Genomic DNA, 17,267 nt, shown 5'->3' on the forward strand with positions numbered 1-17,267 from the left:
GCAGTGTTCTCCTTTGGGTTAGAACTCGGCCGCGCCCACAGTGTGGGCGCAGGCCGTATCGTCGGCGACCTTCTCCAGGTGCAGCCGGTGGGCGACGCGGCGGGCGGCGGCCTCGTCGGCGCAGAGGAACGCGCACGTCGGCCCCGAGCCGGACACGAAGCCCCGCAGTGCGCCCGCCTCCTCCCCCACGGCGAGGGTGGCGGCGAGGTGCGGTGCCAGCGCCAGCGCCGGCGCCTGCAGATCGTTGGCGATCAGCGGCGCGACCTCTTCGGGGCTTCCTGCCGCCAGCAGCGCATCCGGGGGGCCGGCGGCCGGGGCGGTACCCGCGGCGCGCATGTCATCGAGTTGGGCGAACACCTTCGGCGTCGACAGGCCCCGCCGGTGGAACGCCAACGCGAAATGCAGGCGCGGGCGGGTGGGCAGCGGCTGGAGCAGCTCGCCCCGGCCCCGCGCCAGGGCGTGGCCCTCCAGCAGGCAGAAGGGCACGTCGGAGCCCAACTGGGCTGCCAAGTCCAGCAACTGGGCGCGGGTCAGCGGGGCCCCGCAGAGAGTATTCATGCTCCGCAGCACCGCCGCCGCATCCGCCGAGCCTCCCGCCATGCCGCCGGCGACCGGGATGCCTTTGGTGATATGCACCGCCACCGGCGGCACCGGCACGCCCGCAGCCCCAGCGAAGACCTCGACCGCCTGCCAGGCAAGGTTGCTCCCATCCACCGGGATGACGTGACTCGAGGGGCCCTGCACCGACAGCGCGGACACAGGCCCATCCGCCTCGGGTGTGGGCGTGATGGTCACCTGGTCGTGCAGCGAGAGGGACTGAAAGACGGTGACGAGTTCGTGATAGCCGTCCGGGCGGGCATCGCCGACGCCGAGGTGCAGGTTGACCTTGGAGCGGGCAATCTCCGTCACCCCACCGCGGGCGCGGCCGACCATGTGGAAGGGGCGCGGGTGGAGGCGGGCCTGATCGCCCGGGGTGGGCCTAGTGCTCACGGGCCACCTCCGCGAGGCGCACAAAGTCCGCCACCTCAAGCTTCTCGCCCCGCAGGGTGGGGTCGATGCCCGCCGCCCGGAGCACCTCCTCTGCACGCGCCCCGGACCCAAAGTGGCCGGACAGGGCTGCCCGCAGCGTCTTGCGGCGCTGCGCGAACGCCGCATCCACCAGGGGGAACACCTCCCCGCGCAGGGCGCGCGGCCAGGTGTCCGTGATGTCGATGCGCACGAGCCCCGAGTTCACGTTCGGTGCCGGCCAGAACACGTTCTTGCCGATGGTGTGCGCCAAGCGCACCTCACCGTAGAACGCGGCCTTGACGCTCGGCACCCCATAGATTTTGGTGCCCGGGGTGGCGGCGAGACGCTCCGCGACCTCGAGCTGCACCATGACGAGCACCGTGCGCAGGGAGGGAAACTCCTCGAGGACGTGCAGCAGCAGCGGCACGCTGACGTTGTACGGCAGGTTCGCCACAAGCGCCGTCGGGAGGTGGTCGGCCGGCCAGTGTTCCCGACTCAGGGTCATCCCGTCCGCCTGGATCACGGTGAGTTTCTCGGCGTGGTCGCCGGCGAAACGGGCCACCGTGTCCGGCAACTGGGCCGCCAGGCGGGGGTCGATCTCGCACACCGTCGTCGAGGCTGCGGTATCCAGCAGCGCCAAAGTCAGCGACCCCAGGCCGGGGCCGATCTCGAGGACGTGGTCGCGGTCGGTGATGCCCGCCTGGTCGACAATCATGCGCACCGTATTCGGATCGTGCACAAAGTTCTGCCCCAACTTCTTCGTCGGGGTGATGGCAACGGCCTCCGCGAGCTCGCGGATCTGGGCCGGCCCCAGCAGGGTGGCGGGAGTAAGTTCATGGTGCGCAGACATCGCATATCAACCTACCGCGCGGGGATGAAAAAAGCCCACGGCGACCGTGGGCTCAGTGGGCTTAGCGGATACCAAGCTTCGCAGTGCAGGCGGGCCAGGCGCCCCAGCCCTGCACGGCCTGCACCTTGGTCGCCACCGCGATCTGCTGTTCGCGGGTCGCCATGTACGCCATGGGGGCGTATTCGCCGCCGCCGAACGCCAGCCACGTCGACGGGGTGAACTGCAGGCCGCCGGAGAACCCGTTGCCGGTGTTGATCGACCAGTTGCCGGTGGATTCACACTGGGCGATGGTGTCCCAGATGGTGCCCATCGGCACGGCGGGCGCCTGCGGCTTGGTGCCGACCTTGATGGTGGCGGGGGTCGCGGGCACGAGCTCCTCGGTGGCGATGACAGTGTCGGAGACAACCGCACCGTTTTCGTAGCGGACTTCCCGCACCGTCTTGCGGGTGCCAGGGGTGCCCTCGACCTCGACGACCTGGGTGCCCTCGTCGAGCTCCGGGTCCTCCACCGTCACGGCCTCCGCGGTGAAGGGGGAGGTTTCAGAAATGACGTCGGTGCGGATGCGGGTGATGGTGATGTTCTGCCCCGTCGCCGCGGGCGTACCGGCGGCGGGCTCCACCACATCGTCCGCGCCGAGCTCAATCCCCTCGGCGGCGAGCACGTCACCGACGGTCTTCGCCGCCACGGATGCCTGCCGCAGCACCCCACCGTCGTTGATGCCGACAGTCTTCGGGGTGGTCACATCCAGGGTGAGTCCCTCGCGGGGGATGCGGGTGGTGCGCTCAGCGGAAATCTTGTCGGAGGAGCCCACGGTGCCCAGCTGGGCGAGGAGCTCATCGACGGTAAGCGCCGTGGTGTCCACGGTCTGCTCCTTGCCATCGATGATGAGCGCCACGGGGCGCACCGCGCGGATGGTGATGACCTGGCCGTCGGCGAGGCTCGTCTCCGGGGCGGGGGTGACCATGTCGCCCGCGCCGAGGTCGACGTGCGCCTGGCGCAGCGCGCCGTCGACGGTGCCCGACATCGTCGCAATGGTGCGCTGCTCACCGTTGACGTCGAGGACAACGTCCTTCTTGGTGGTCAGCGCCACCCCACCACCGACCAGCAGGGTGGCGAGCATGCCACCGGTGGCCAGCCGCAGCGGAACGCTGTGGGTGGAGTTAATGCGCGTAATGCGGGACTTCTTGTGCTCAGGCACGTTACTCTCCAAAGAAGTGGGGAACACGGTCGGCCGGCACGAGCCGGCAACCCCCACGATTGGGGGTAGACGCAACGATTGTCACAATACGGTAACAAAGCGGCTTTGTCGAGGGCTTTTCCTGCAACCGCGGTGGGAGAAACCTGAGAGAACGTCACATCAGTCTCAGGAATGCTCAGGCGTGTGCTTGCGTCACGAAAAAAGTGATGCTAGGTGAGACCGTACACACGCCGGAAGGTGGCGTTGATCTCCGACACAGTCTCCTCCACCTCTTGGCCGCGCGCCGCCGCCACACACAGCGCCGTGTGCCCAATGAGCGCCGGAGAGTTCTTCGCCCCGCGATACGGCTCCGGGGTCATATACGGCGCATCCGTCTCAATGAGATACTGCCCCGCCGGCGCGATACGCGCCGCCGCCCGCAGGTCCTCATTGCGCTTGAAGGTGACATTGCCCGCGAAGCTCAACACGTAGCCCCGCGCCAACGCCTCCTCCGCCACACTGAGCGGCGAGGAAAAACAGTGCAAAATCGTCGCCCGCGGCGCCGGCGCATCCGCCAACACCCGCAACAAGTCCTCGTCGGCTTCCCGGTTGTGAATCATCAACGCCTTGCCGCTGGCCACCGCCAGATCAATGTGCCAGCGCAGCGCCTCCTCCTGGGTGGCCAGATCGGCGCAGGTCTCGGAGTGGCGGATCCAATAGGTATCCAGCCCCGTCTCCCCAATCGCCACGCATCGCGGATCGGCCGCCATCTGCTGCAGACGGGTCCGCGCCGCGGCATCCAGCTCGGCGGCCCGCGTGGGGTGCACCGCACAGGCAGCAAACACCCGCTCATCCGCCTGCGCCGCAGCCAACGCCGCCTCGGCTTCCTCGAGACCGTCGCCGACGGTACAGATCAACTCCACCCCTGCAGCCCCGCACTCGTCCACGAAGCCGCGCACCTCCTCCGGGGTACGCACCCCACAGGACGCGAGATGAGTATGCGCATCCACCAACCCAGCAATCGGGTCGGCGGGCACAGGCTGCGGGCGGGGCTTCTTCTTCGACACGGCCCCCGACGCTAGTCGAGGCACCCACCCGCAGCCGGAAACAACACGCCCCCGCGTGGTTTAGCCGCGCACCACCGGCGCCCACTCCGGGCCGGTCTCGCCGAGCTCCACATCCAGCTTCTGAATGAGCGGCTTCGGCTTCGCCAGCGGCGTGCCCGCCACCAGCGGGGTGCGCGCCCACGTCGCCTGCGCCGCCGCATAATCACCCATGATCACCGGGTAGGTGCGGCCCTTCTCCGGCAGGCCCACACCCACCGGATCCACCGGCATGTCGTCGGTGACCTCCACGATCTGCGGCATCGCCGCCCACACACCTTCGCGACCCAAGGTCTCATGCACCTTCTGGGCAGTTGCCGGCAAGTACGGCGTCAGCAGCGTATTCGCGTCACTGATCACCTGCAGCGCCACCCACAGCACGGTCGCCAAACGCTCCCGCGCCTCAGGGTCCTTCGCCAAGTGCCACGGCTCCTGCTCACCCAAGTAGGCGTTGCACTCCCCCACCACGTGCATCGCGTGAGTAATGCCCGCCTTGAAACGGGAGTGCTCCAGGTGCTCACCGACCACCGCGAAGGCGTTCTCCGCCAGGTCCAACAGTGCCTGATCGGCGTCCGTCAGCTGCGCGGGCGCCGGGATGGAACCAAAGTTCTTCGCCGCCATCGCCACCGTGCGGCTCACCAAGTTGCCCCAGCCGTTCGCCAACTCGTTGTTCACGCGGCGCACAAACTCATCCCACGTGAAGTCCGTATCGGTGTTCTCGGGGCCTGCGGTCGCAATGAAGTAGCGCAACGGGTCCGCACCAAAGTCCGCCAGGAAATCCTTGACGTAGATGACCACACCCTTGGAGGAGCTGAACTTGCTACCCGACATCGTCAGGTACTCCGAGGACACCACCTCCGTCGGCAGCTGCAGCTCACCGAGCTCGCCGCACTGGCCACCGGAAGCGCCCATGCCCCGGTAGCCCAGCAGCTCCGCGGGCCAAATCTGGGAGTGGAACGTGATGTTGTCCTTCCCCATGAAGTAGAAGGACTGGGCGGTCTCCGCCGTCCAGAAACGCTTCCACGCCTCCGGGTCCCCACTGCGGTACGCCCACTCGATGGAGGCAGACAGGTAGCCCACCACCGCATCGAACCACACATACAACTTCTTCGCGTTGTTGTCCTGCCAGCCCTCAATCGGCACCGGCACACCCCAGTCAATGTCACGGGTCATCGCCCGCGGCCGCAAATCATCCAGCAAGTTCAGGGAGAACTTGAGCACGTTCGGGCGCCAATCCTCCCGGCCCTGCAGCCACGTGCGCAGCGCCTCCGCGAGGCTCGGCAAATCGAGCAAGAAATGCTCGGTCTCCACAAACTTCGGGGTCTCCCCGTTGATCTTCGACACCGGATCAATGAGATCCGCCGGATCCAGCTGATTACCACAGTTATCGCACTGGTCCCCGCGCGCGCCCTCCGCACCACAAATCGGGCAGGTGCCCTCAATGTAGCGGTCCGGCAGGGTGCGCCCCGTCGACGGGCTGATCGCACCCATCGTCGTCTGCTTCAACATGTAGCCGTTGTCGTACAGGCCCTTAAACAGCTCCTGCACCACCGCATAGTGATTACGAGTCGTCGTGCGCGTAAACAGGTCATAGCTCAACCCCAGGCCCGCCAAATCCTGCACGATCTGCCGGTTGTAGCGGTCCGCGAGCTCCTGCACGCTCACGCCCTCCTTCTCCGCCTGCACCAGCAGCGGAGTTCCATGCTCATCGGTGCCCGAAATCATCAGCACGTCCGCACCAGCCATGCGCTGGTAGCGGGCGAACACATCGGAGGGAACACCAAAACCGGCCACGTGGCCGATGTGGCGGGGGCCGTTCGCGTACGGCCAAGCGACAGCGGTGAGCACAGACTTTGTCATGGTGACTTACTGTATCCGACAGTCACCCGCCCCGTGAACACACCCCCACCCCCAGGCATGCCGAAGGCCGGCACACGGCGAGCACTCATCACTCACCATGCGCCGGCCTTCTCACAAGGGGCGCTAGTTCTGGCTCTTCACCCGGCGCGCCGCCAGCAGGCACGCGCCGCCGAGCACCAGGGCCGCGAACGCGGCGTAGAGGACACCAAACACGGTGGCACCCGTGTTCGCCAAGCCCCGGGACTCAGCAGCGGGCTTCGCAGCTGCAGGCTGGGACGCAGCAGACTTCGCGGCAGCAGGCTGAGCCGCAACGGGCTGAGCCGCAGTCGGCTTCGCAACACCCTTCACAGGTGCCGGAGTCGGCGCGGGCTCCGCTGCGACCTGGGTCGGCGCAGCAGGTGCAGGAGGTGCGGCCGGAGCCGGGCTCGACGACCCACCCACCAGCAACGGCACCAGTGGAATGAGGAACGGCCACCACGGCACCTCCGACGACGACGGGTCCTTCGGATCGGTGGGCACCACCGGCGTCGGCTTCTCCGTCGACGAGGTCGGCGTGGGCTTCTCAGTCGAGGGCTTCGGCGCAGGCTTCTCCGTAGACGGGGTCGGCTTCGGCTTCTCAGTCGACGGCTTCGGCGCAGGCTTCTCGCTGGACGGGGTCGGCTTCGGCTTCTCCGTCGAAGGCTCAGGCTTCGGCGCAGGCTTCTCCGTCGAAGGCTCAGGTTTCGGTGCCGGCTTCTCCGTGGACGGGGTCGGCTCCGGCTTCTCCGTCGAAGGCTCAGGTTTCGGTGCCGGCTTCTCCGTGGACGGGGTCGGCTCTGGCTTCTCAGTCGAGGGCTTCGGCTCCGGCTTCTCAGTCGACGGGGTCGGCTCTGGCTTCTCAGTCGAGGGCTTCGGCTCCGGCTTCTCCGTAGACGGGGTCGGCTCCGGCTTTTCCGTCGAAGGCTTGGGCGCAGGCTTCTCGGTAGAGGGATCCGGGGTGGGGTTCTCCTCGGAGGGGTCCGGCGTCGGGAAGCGGAACGGCATCGGCGGCGTTGTCTCGGTGGTGGGCGCATACGAGTTCGTCACGGTCGCCGTGGCGGCCGCCGCCACAGTGACCGGCGCACCCAAATCCTTGGTCACCGTGTAGTCGGTGACATCCGCGCCGTCTTCTGCGGTGATGGCGCAGACGGTGCCGGTGGGGAATTCCCCGACGAGCGCGTCACCGTCGGCGGGGACAGCGACAGTGAAGGGGACGTTCGCCGCGATGGTCTTGTCACGGGAATCGCGGTCGCAGGTCCCGGTGACCTGGAAGGTGGCGGGGGTGTCGACGGCTGCGAGGCCCTGAACGGTCTTGTGCACCGTGAAGGGCACGTAGGTGTAGTTGCCGTAGAGGTTGGTCAGCAGCACGCTGCGAACGGTGCCGCCTTCGGCGCGGATGGTGGCGGTGGGGCCGTCGGCGGTGAACCAGGTGGCCTGTTCATCGCCGTACTGGCCGGCCCCGAAGGCCGCGGATTCGAAGGTGGCACCCTCCGGGGTGTTTTCCTGCAGGGTGACGACAGCGTCGGCGGGGATGTTGCTCAGCACGCCGGGGGTCTCGGCGGTGACGACGAGGTCCGTGGTGGTGGTCTTAGCACCTGCGGTCCAGGTGGCGGTGACGTGGAAGGGGGTGTCGGCGCCGGGGGCGGTGTCGCCCCGGAGTTCCTTGTACACCTTGATTTCGGCCACCGCCGGATCGCCGGTGCCGCGGGCGATGGTGCGGGGGTGCACTTCCAGGCGGCTGGTGGTGGTCGTGGTGCCGATGGTGGCGACGTTGTCGACGGTCGCGCCGTCGTTGTAGGCGTCCGGGGCGGTGCCGGTGTACATCGCCACCCGGTAGGTCAGTGCGGGATCGGTGGCGGGGATGGTGACGCGGGCGACGTGGCGGCCGTCCTCGTCGAGGGTCCACGACACCTCGGCGTCGACGAGCCAGGCGGTGCCGCCCTGGTCCGCCAGTGCCCAGGAGCCGCCGGCGTCGCCCTCGGTCGTGGTGTTGCGGGCGCGGACCTGCACGGACTGGTTGTAGGCGGGGTTGTCGTCGAGGTAGGTGGCGCGCGCCTGGGGCCGCGGCATCGGGTCGGTGACGGTGATGGGGCCGCCGGTGCCCGGGGTGGACACAAACCAGCCGAAGATGGATTCGCCGCCGGTGAACTCGCGGACGTCCATGACTTCGCCCCACTTGTAGGAGTCCCCGCCCGCGCGGGGGCCTTCCCAGGGCTCCACATCCGCCAGCGGCGGCAGGGGTGCGGCCACAGGGCCCTCGCCCTCGCCGCCGACCACGCGGCGCGGGGTGATGACGTGGGGGCCGACGACAATGTCGTCGACGATGTCGCGATCGACCTGCTGCACAGTGGCCACGGACTTGTACCAGCCGTGAATGTTGTGCGGGTAGCGGGCCACGAAGTCCGTGAACGTACAGGTGAGTTCCGGGCCGACGACCTGCACGCAGCGGGCGATGACCTCATTGTCGGGGTTGGTCATGTCCACGCTCGCGCCGGGGAAGCGCAACCAGGCAGGCAGCGTGACGCGCAGGTAGTCGCCCGGCTGGGCGGCCTGGTCGGTGCGGTAGTAGGGGCTGGCGTCGAAGGTGAACCCGAAGGCGAGTTTTTCTCCTGCCCGCAGAGGCGTGCCGGGCTCGGCGTCGCGGGTGGCGGTGGCCTCCGTGACGTAGGCTGCGGTGCGGTCCACGCCCGACTGGGCGTGGGTGGCGGGGACTGTGAGCGCACTGACTGCCAGCGCCGCGGCGGCGGCCAGTGAGAACACTCTCCGGGGAGTGGACACGGTGTTTGTCTCCTGTGCTGTGTCGGCGGGGTGAACGCGCTTCATGCTAAGGATGCGGGGGCTAAAAATCAGCACAATCACAGTTTTAGGCTCACCAAAGCTGGAGTTTGTGCAGCACACACACCATTTTTCACCGTCACCTACACCCCCTTTTGGGGGTATGATAGCCAGCTCACAGTGGGCGCATACGCTGCACAAACGCACCCCGCCGACACTTAACGCGCACCTAAGAAAACCCACATCAGCCGCCCCGCGCACCACCCGGCTGGGCCAGCCTGCCGCCGCCCCACCAGCACCGCTGGCACGAACGACACCACCCCAAGACCTTTTCAGACAAAACCCCACGAACCCTCACACCCCTATGCACCCACTGTGAGAAAGTCCATGCCCGCAGCACGAAAAAAACGCCGCCCCGAGGGGCGGCGCCTGGGCACCTTAGTGCTTCGAACGGTGCGGGCGGTGCTTGCGACGCGCCTCCCGGCGACGCGCGTGCTCCGCCTCGCGGCGGGCATGCTCGGCGTGAATACGCCGCTCGCGGGCCAGCTTCATCGCAAACTTCTGCTGCGCCTTGTGATCCAGGTACAGCGGGTCATCCGACAGGCCCTTGACGAGTGCGAACATCAACCCAATGATGACGAGCAGGAAGGGGCTCGCCGCAATAATCGTCACGGTCTGCAGGTTGCTCAACGAGTCGTCACCGCCGGAGACGAGCAGCGTCAAACCAATCGCGGCCGTCAGCGCACCCCACGCGGCAGTCACGCCCCGGGACGCCTCCAAGCGACCGTTCTGGCTCATCGACCCCATCACCGTCGACGCGGAATCCGCAGAGGTGATGAAGAACGTCGCGAGCAACACCATCGCCACGAACCCGGCCACCACGCCACCCGGCATGGTGTGCAGCAGGTCGAACAGCTGCGCCTTGGAATCGCCGTCGCCCCAAATGGACTCGCCGATCTGCTCCAAGTGGATGGCGGTACCGCCGAAGATGGCGAACCACACCACGGTCACCGCCGCCGGCACCAACGTCACGCCGACGACGAATTCGCGGATCGTGCGGCCGCGGGAGATGCGCGCCAGGAACATGCCGACGAAGGGGCTCCAGGAGATCCACCACGCCCAGTAGAAGATCGTCCAGCCGGACAGCCACTCGCCGGCCGTGCCGTTCGCCGAGTCAGCGGTCCGGGCCGCCATCTCAAAGAAGGTCTGCAGGTAGTTGCCGATCGCGGTGGGCAGCAGGTTGAGGATGTGCACCGTCGGGCCCAGCACGAACACGAAGATCGCCAGCACGCTCGCCAGCACCATGTTCGCGTTCGACACGTACTGGATGCCCTTGCCGACGCCCGACATCGCGGACAGCAGGAACGCCAGCGTCAACACCGCCACAATCATGAGGATCGTCTTCGTGGAAGGATCCTGCACAATGCCCGCGGCCTCCAGGCCGGCGCCGATCTGCACGGCACCGATGCCCAGGGAGGCGGCGGTACCGAACACGGTCGCCACGATGGCGAGGATGTCGATGATGGTGCCCACCACGCCATTGGCGTGTTTCTCACCGAACAGCGGCACGAACGCCTGGCTCAGCAGCTGCTTCCGGCCAATGCGGAACGTGGAGTACGCGATCGACAGGCCCACGATGGCGTACACCGCCCACGGGTGCAGCGTCCAGTGGAACAGGGTGGTCGCGAACGCGGTGCCCACCTCTTGTTCCGCGTGGCCGGGCACGCCATTGCGGTAGTGGTACAACGGCTCGTTCGTGCCGTAGAACATCAAACCGATGCCCATGCCGGCGGCGAACATCATCGCGATCCAGCTCACCGTCGAAAACTCCGGTGCCTCCTCGTCGCGGCCCAGGCGGATGGTGCCGAAGCGGCTCATCGCGATCGCGAAGATGAAGAACACGAAGACGGTGCCGAAGAGCACGAACGCCCAGCCGGCGGAGTCGACAACGACGCCGAGCGCGGAGCTCGCGAAGTTCGAAAACGACTCGGCGGCAGTCAGGCCCCACACGACGACGGCGAGCACAATCGCCATCGCGGGCAGGACGACCGCCCAGTTGATGGGAGCGTCCTCGCTCTCGCCGTCGAGGACGATCTCCTCCTCGACGGGTTCGGGGATGTCCTCATGGTTTTCCAGCATGACAGCCAGCTGCTGCATGGCCGTCGCCGAGTCGTCCGTAAAGACGGTGTCCTCGGCGTCCTGAGGTTTCTCAGGGGTCAGGTCAGAATTGGTCATACTTACCACCGTGGGGGAAGACGCACCCCTTTTCAACCCACGGGCAGCCGCCTCCTGGGAAAAAGGCAGCAGACACACAGCCGCAGCCCCCGAGCACGCCCGAGGAAAGGGCAGGTGGGGCGGGATGGTGCCGCCACCACATAACAATTACGTAACAACTGCGCCCAAATCGCCCCACTTCGATAAGTGGAAGCTACATGTCGCGCGCGGCGAGCACCGCATCATAGAGCGCCTTCGGCTTCGCGCCATACTCCTTCGCCACCGCCTTCGCCGCATCCTTCAACCGCTCCCCCGCCTCCACCCGGGCGAGCACCACCGACACCAGATCGGCAGACTCCGGCGGCGTATCATCGGCCGCATCGACCACGACGGTGATCTCGCCGCGCACCCCACCCTGGGCCCACGCCCGCACCTCGGGCAGAGTACCGACGAACACCTCCTCATAGGTCTTCGTCAACTCCCGGCACACCGCCACACGCCGGGTATCCCCCAACACCTCCTCCATCTCCTCAAGCGTCGCCTCAATGCGGTGCGGGGATTCAAAGAACGCCACCGCCCGCCGCGACCGCGCCACCTCCTCCAACCAGGTGCGCTTCGCCCCCTGCTTGCGGGGCGCGAACCCGTCGAACGCGAAGTGGCCCACCCCCAGCCCCGACAGCGCCAACGCCGTCGGCACCGCCGAGGGCCCCGGCAGGCAGGTGACGGGAACGCCCGCGGCGTGGGCGGCGGCCACGATGTTCAACCCCGGGTCGCTCACTACCGGCATCCCCGCATCCGTCACCACGAGCACACTGCCGTGGCGGGCGGCCTCCAGCAGCTGCTCCACGCGGTCAGCTTCATTGTGGTCGAAGTTGGAGACAATACTGCCAGTGGGGGTGACCCCCAACGCCGCCGCCAACGCGCGGGTGCGGCGAGTGTCCTCGGCGGCGATGACGTCCGCCCGGGCGAGCGCATTGACAAGCCGAAACGTCGCATCACCCGGGTTGCCCAGCGGGGTGGCGGCCAGAATCACGCCCTGCGGCAGGGGTTCGCGCAGCTGCGCGGCAAACACGTCGAGTGGAGCTTCCATGGCTTCCAGCATGCCCCAAAACCCACCCGCAGCCCACCCCTGCGGCGGCGATGGCCTAGGATTTGGCTTCGTGACTACTACTGCCTCCCGCCTCCCGTGGACCCGGCTCGACTGGATCGTGCTCGGCGTGCTGTCGCTGGCCGCCCTGGCGACCCGCATGGTGGCGCTGGGGGCCGCCACCAGTGAAGGCACCCCCGTCTTCGACGAGAAGCACTACGTGCCGCAGGCCTACGACATGGTGGAGTCCACCATCAACCCGCTCACGGGCGGCATCGAATCGAACCCCGGCTACGGGCTCGTGGTCCACCCGCCGCTGGCGAAACAGCTCATCGCCCTCGGCGAGTACCTCTTCGGCTATTCCCCCTGGGGGTGGCGCCTGTCGGTCGCGATCGCCGGCTGCCTCGTCGTGCTCCTCGTGTTTCTCCTCGCCCGCGAACTCGCCCGCTCCACCTGGGTGGGCGCGGTGGCCGGCCTGCTGGCGCTCACCGATGGGGTGCTCATCGTCGCCTCCCGCTTCGGGATGCTCGACATTTTCACCACCCTGTTTGTGCTGCTGGCGGTGTACGCGCTCGCCCGGGACCACGCCGATGTCACCGCCCGGGTGGCCGCCGCCCAGGACGTGCTCTACAGCTCCCGCCTCGGCCCCTTCCTCGGGTTCCGGTGGTGGCGTTTCCTCGCTGGCGTGGCCCTGGGCTGCACCCTGTCGGTGAAGTGGTCGGGCCTGTACTACATGGCGTTCTTCGGCATCTACCTCGTGTGCCACGACTACTGGCTGCGCCGCCGAGCACTCATCACCCACCCTGCCCGCGGGGTGCTGCTGCGGGATACGCTGCCGAACTTCCTCGCCGTCGTCATCGTGCCGGTGGCGATCTACGCCTGGTCGTGGCGGGCCTGGTTCAGCAGCGAAACCTCCGTGTACCGCCACGCCCTCGCCCAGGGCAGCATCCCGGAGAACTCGGCGCTGCGGCAGCTGCCGGAGGCGCTCGCGAACTGGCTGTACTACCACCAGAGCGTGCTGCAGTTCCACGCCTCCCTGACGACGTCCGCGGGCCACCACCACCCCTGGGAATCGAAGCCGTGGACCTGGCTGGTCGCCGGCCGGCCGATCCTGTACCTGTCGGACCGGGACATCAGCTGCTTCGGCCGGGAGGACTGCGACCGCCTCATCTACATGTTCGGCACGCCGACCCTGTGGTGGCTGACGGTGCCTGTCGTCGGCTGGGCGCTGTGGGCGGGCATTGTGCGCCGCCGCTGGGGTGTGGTCCTGCCGCTCGTGGCGTTCGCCGCCGGGTTCCTGCCGTGGGTTGTCGGCTACGACCGGCAAATGTACTTCTTCTACGCCACCGCCCTCGTGCCGTTCACGGTGGTGCTGCTCGCGCAGCTGCTGCAGCAACTGCGGCGCACCCGCATCGGAGCGGCCGCCGTGCCCGTCTACTTAAGCCTCATCTGCGTGTCCTTCGTCTACTGGCTGCCGATCATCTACGGCATTGCCCTGCCGAAGGCCTACATTGACAGCCTGCTGTGGCTGCCCAGCTGGAAGTAGCTTAGGGGTACTGCGCGAGCGTCGTCTGCCCATCGCTGATGCGGGCCGTGCCCTGCGCCCCGTCGAGATACACCTCGAGGCGCTGCTGCTCCCGGCCGACGACGGCGTAGTGGAACGTGTCGTTAGTGGTGGCGATCTCCTCCACCCGCGCATCCACCAGCCAGGGGTGGCGGCGGCGCACCCCGATCAAGGTGCGCACCCACCGCAGCAGCGGCTCGCCGAGGGGGGACAACTCTTCCGGAGAGTGGGGGAAGGCGGGGCGCACCTCATCGTCGCCGCCGAGGCGCTCAAACTTCTCGCCCGTAAAGCCTTGCTCGTCGCCGTAGTACACCTCCGGCACCCCACCGACGGTGAACAGCACCGTGTGCGCCAACGCCGACCCCGCAGCGCCCACCTGCGTCGCGATGCGGGTGACGTCATGGTTGCCGACGAACGTCATGGGCCGGAAGTGCGCAACAAAGTCGTTGTGCCGCTGCAGCGACCACGCCAACTCGAAGAAGTTCCGGTCCTTGAGCGACGACCAGATGGCCTTCCACAGCTCGTACTGGGTGACGGAATCCAACCCGGAGTCGGCGACGTACTGCACGTAGTCGCCGTGGATCATCTCGCCGACGAACCAGGCCTCCGGGTGCGCGGCCCGCACCCGCGGCAGCACCCGCGCCCAGAACTCGGCCGGCACCGCATAGGCGGCATCCAGCCGCCACCCCCGCACACCCCGATCCAGCCAGTAGATCATGACCTCCGCCACGAGGTCGACGACCTCGTCTCGGCTGTGGTCGAGTTCTTTCAAGTCGCCGTGGCCCTCAAAGACGGTGTCGCGCACCAACTCCGGCCGGTCGAGGGGGCCGCCGGCGGCCACGTGATTAAACACCCCATCGAGGACCACCTGCAGGCCCCGTTCGCCCGCCGCGGCGAGGAATGCCGCGAAGTCCTCCTCCCCACCGAGGCGGTCATCGATCGTGAAAAAGTCGACCGTGTCGTAGCCGTGGGTGCGGGAGGAAAACACCGGCCCCAATTGCACAACGTTCGTGCCTAAGGATTGGGCGTAGTCCAACCACGCGCTCAGGTGCGGCCAGCGCACCGCCGGGTGGCGCTCGCCCCGGATGGGGGCGCCGACGAAACCTAAGGGGTAGACGTGCCAGAGGATTGCATGATCGGAGAAGCTCACGCCCTCCAGGCTAGTCCCCTTTAGCGGGATTCCAGCGGGACGGCGTTCAAGGTCTTCCACGTGCTGCGCAGAAGCACCACCCCGCTGCGGCCCAACCAGCCCGCAATCAACGTGACGGCGCACGCGCCCGCCAGCACGAGGAACCACACCTCGCCGCCGGTGATCGTGCCGAAGATGATGTCCCGCAGCCGCAACCCCACACTGAACGCGCACAGCGCCCCGTACATGGGCGCCAGGGCCGCCATGGCGTCGGGCCGCCACGCCGCGAACAACGCCCCAAAGGCGAGCGTCATCCGCACCGCCGCCGCATCCAACGCCAACGCCTCCGCCCCCGGCGCAGGGGTGGTCAACGCCGCCAGCCCCGACCACACGAACAACAAGCCCAGCACGACGAGCATCACCCGGCAGCCCGTCACCCAGGTGGCACGGGCGCGGGCCTGCCGGCGGAACTCCGGCTCAATCGTCGACAGAATCACCGGCGCCAGATCCGGCACCGCCGGCGGGGCGGGCTGCAGAGACAACTGCCGGTTGAGGCTCGCAGCCGCCTGGAAGAACGCGGTGCACTCGGCGCACTCGCTCAGGTGGGCGTCGATGACATCATCGGGTGCATCAAAGGGTTCCCCATCCAGCCGGGCGGACAGGGCGGCCTGCACGTCCGCGCACTTCATCGGGACAGCACTTCGTCAACGCTGGCGCGCCCCGCGCCGAAGACCACAATCATCCCGAGCGCGACGACGAGGACGAGCGGGTACTCCACTCCCCCATCGGCAACGAAGAACCCGTGGGAGGCGTGGACGAAATACATGGCGCACAGCATGAACAACGCCAACGCACCCGCGCAGAACGTCGTCAACATGCCCACCATGAGGCCCGCCCCGCCCAAGATTTGCGCGACGCCAGCAATGTAGGCCGACAGGGTCGGCTGCGGGACGCCACTGGCGGCGAAGGAGTCCGCCGTGACGGACACCCCGTCGGCGAACACCATGCAGCCGTGGAAGATGAAGACAAAACCCAGCGTGAGGCGCAGCACCAACAGCGCCCCATCGCGGACGTACGGCTTATCCACGGACAACCACCTTCACAATCAAAGAAAACCCGGCGCCCACATCATACGGGGCGCCGGGAGGAGAATTTAGCTGACTTCGCGGTCCGGGGCGGGTTCCTCCCAGGACACAAACTCAGCCACCTCGAGTTCCACGAAATCGGGGGACTCATCGTCCACCATCACTGCCACTGTGCCGGGCGCCGACCGGCGCACGCTAGGGTCCTCGCTGGTGCGCACCCCGAGGCGCTGGCGGCGCAGGCGGGCGATGCGCTGCGCGCGAAGGTTCTTCTCCAGCACCACCTGGTTGCGCAACGCCACCAGGTAGGCAACGGAGAACCCGATGGCCAGCACCGGCAGCGCCCACGCGAAGGAACCGACCGCGAGGGCCACCAGCAGGCTCAGCACGCAGGCGATACCGAAGCCGGCAAGTGCCCGGCGGCGGCGGGCAGTGATCCGCGCCCACTTCTCCGCCTCCCGCTGGGGGTTGTAGGCCGTCGCCGACAGGCGCGACTCCGCGAACGCGCGGTCCTCGTCGCTCAGTTCCAAGTCGTCGGCAGTAAAGGCGTCGCGCAGGCTCGGCTGCGCCTCGTCGCGGTTCTCGGCGAGCTCCTCGACGTCGGTGGCCACGTATTCGGCCTCCGGGTGCAGCAGATCCGCCGGGCCCATGTAAGCGTCGTCAATGTCGTAGGCGTCCTCGGCGAGCGGCACGTCTTCGACGACGGCGCGCTCCTCCTCGTCCGCCTCGTCTTCCTCGACGAAGCCGTCCACCGGCACCAGGGTCGGTGCGGGGGCCTCAGCGCGCGGGGAGTCCTCAATGATGATGTCGGCATCATCGACATCTTCGGCGCCCGCCAACTCTTCACGGCTGACGTGCACGTCCGTCGGCAGCAGTCGCGGCCGGCGCGGGCCTGCGGGAATCTCCCCGCCGGAGACCACCACGCGGGTCTTCTCCAGGGCGTCGGTCGTCTTCCGGATGGGTTTCTGGTTGCGCACCACGATCGGCGCCAACACAAAAATCCACACGACGATCAGCAACGCCACGGCCAATGTGGAGGACATCGAACCCCTTTACACCTCACAACAAGCAAAAACAGGCAGCGCACCGGCATCCGGCGCGTGCGCCTATCTAACCTATCGTCTCGGCAGGGTGCGCACAGTCTGCGGCGCGCGGGAGTTGACACTTTCCCCACTCGTCACATGCTCCCCCGGGTACCAGGGCACGACGAGTAGCCCCCGGACCACCCCTGGATCCGGGGGCTTACTCGCCCCACTACCTACGGCCCCCGCAAGTGCCGCAGTGTTTCCCCCGCCGCGAACCGCGACATCGTCGACTCGCCCTCCGTGGCCCGGCCACGGAACTTGAATCTGACCTTGCCGTCCGCGTCCCGCTGGAACTGGCCCCGAGTCCGGTTCGGC

Annotated in this window: 13 protein-coding genes; 1 reads left to right on the top strand and 12 read right to left on the bottom strand. The window is 67.6% G+C overall.

Going from position 1 to position 17,267, the window contains the following annotated elements:
* Window positions 1-18 precede the first annotated feature (18 nt).
* The 8 genes from C1Y63_RS01355 to rsmI all read right to left on the bottom strand — a co-directional run bounded on the left by C1Y63_RS01355 (window position 19) and on the right by rsmI (window position 12,095).
* Window positions 19-990 (bottom strand): 4-(cytidine 5'-diphospho)-2-C-methyl-D-erythritol kinase, encoded by a 972-nt coding sequence (locus C1Y63_RS01355; protein ID WP_106014671.1) that lies wholly within the window; start codon window positions 988-990, stop codon window positions 19-21.
* Window positions 980-1,858 (bottom strand): 16S rRNA (adenine(1518)-N(6)/adenine(1519)-N(6))-dimethyltransferase RsmA, encoded by an 879-nt coding sequence (rsmA, locus tag C1Y63_RS01360; protein WP_106014672.1) that lies wholly within the window; start codon window positions 1,856-1,858, stop codon window positions 980-982. The genes C1Y63_RS01355 and rsmA overlap by 11 nt, the downstream gene beginning before the upstream one ends.
* 61 nt (window positions 1,859-1,919) lie before the next feature.
* Window positions 1,920-3,056 carry a resuscitation-promoting factor gene (locus C1Y63_RS01365; RefSeq protein ID WP_106014673.1) on the bottom strand — a complete coding sequence of 379 codons (1,137 nt, stop codon included), beginning with the start codon at window positions 3,054-3,056 and terminating at the stop codon, window positions 1,920-1,922.
* Between the two features lie 209 nt (window positions 3,057-3,265).
* Window positions 3,266-4,102, bottom strand: coding sequence for a TatD family hydrolase (locus tag C1Y63_RS01370; RefSeq protein WP_106014674.1), 837 nt, complete (start codon window positions 4,100-4,102; stop codon window positions 3,266-3,268).
* Window positions 4,103-4,162: 60 nt separating this feature from the next.
* Entirely contained in the window at window positions 4,163-5,998 is a 1,836-nt protein-coding gene (metG, locus tag C1Y63_RS01375) for a methionine--tRNA ligase (RefSeq protein WP_106014675.1), read from the bottom strand.
* A 123-nt stretch (window positions 5,999-6,121) separates the two neighbouring features.
* Window positions 6,122-8,794: a hypothetical protein gene (locus C1Y63_RS01380; protein ID WP_146128826.1), complete on the bottom strand. Its 2,673-nt coding sequence runs from the start codon at window positions 8,792-8,794 to the stop codon at window positions 6,122-6,124.
* A 435-nt stretch (window positions 8,795-9,229) separates the two neighbouring features.
* Entirely contained in the window at window positions 9,230-11,026 is a 1,797-nt protein-coding gene (locus C1Y63_RS01385; RefSeq protein WP_106014677.1) for a BCCT family transporter, read from the bottom strand.
* 193 nt (window positions 11,027-11,219) lie between these two features.
* Window positions 11,220-12,095, bottom strand: coding sequence for a 16S rRNA (cytidine(1402)-2'-O)-methyltransferase (gene rsmI / locus C1Y63_RS01390; RefSeq protein WP_199189044.1), 876 nt, complete (start codon window positions 12,093-12,095; stop codon window positions 11,220-11,222).
* 10 nt (window positions 12,096-12,105) lie between these two features.
* On the opposite strand from rsmI, the gene C1Y63_RS01395 reads away from it, so the two are divergent.
* A complete protein-coding gene (locus tag C1Y63_RS01395; RefSeq protein WP_106014688.1) occupies window positions 12,106-13,638 on the top strand; it encodes a dolichyl-phosphate-mannose--protein mannosyltransferase in 1,533 nt (510 codons plus the stop codon).
* Between the two features lies 1 nt (window position 13,639).
* Here C1Y63_RS01395 and C1Y63_RS01400 read toward each other — a convergent pair whose 3' ends face one another.
* The 4 genes from C1Y63_RS01400 to glpR all read right to left on the bottom strand — a co-directional run bounded on the left by C1Y63_RS01400 (window position 13,640) and on the right by glpR (window position 16,910).
* Entirely contained in the window at window positions 13,640-14,806 is a 1,167-nt protein-coding gene (locus tag C1Y63_RS01400) for an alpha-amylase family protein (protein WP_106014679.1), read from the bottom strand.
* Between the two features lie 20 nt (window positions 14,807-14,826).
* Window positions 14,827-15,474, bottom strand: coding sequence for a zf-HC2 domain-containing protein (locus C1Y63_RS01405; protein ID WP_106014680.1), 648 nt, complete (start codon window positions 15,472-15,474; stop codon window positions 14,827-14,829).
* On the bottom strand, window positions 15,471-15,872 hold the full coding sequence (locus tag C1Y63_RS01410; RefSeq protein WP_106014681.1) for a DoxX family protein: 402 nt from the start codon (window positions 15,870-15,872) through the stop codon (window positions 15,471-15,473). Before C1Y63_RS01410 ends, C1Y63_RS01405 begins: the two co-directional genes overlap by 4 nt.
* A gap of 66 nt (window positions 15,873-15,938) precedes the next feature.
* On the bottom strand, window positions 15,939-16,910 hold the full coding sequence (gene glpR / locus C1Y63_RS01415) for a gephyrin-like molybdotransferase receptor GlpR (RefSeq protein WP_106014682.1): 972 nt from the start codon (window positions 16,908-16,910) through the stop codon (window positions 15,939-15,941).
* Between the last annotated feature and the right edge of the window lie 357 nt (window positions 16,911-17,267).

It is taken from the genome of Corynebacterium sp. 13CS0277 (genome assembly GCF_002994655.1).
In the GTDB taxonomy this organism is placed as follows: domain Bacteria; phylum Actinomycetota; class Actinomycetes; order Mycobacteriales; family Mycobacteriaceae; genus Corynebacterium.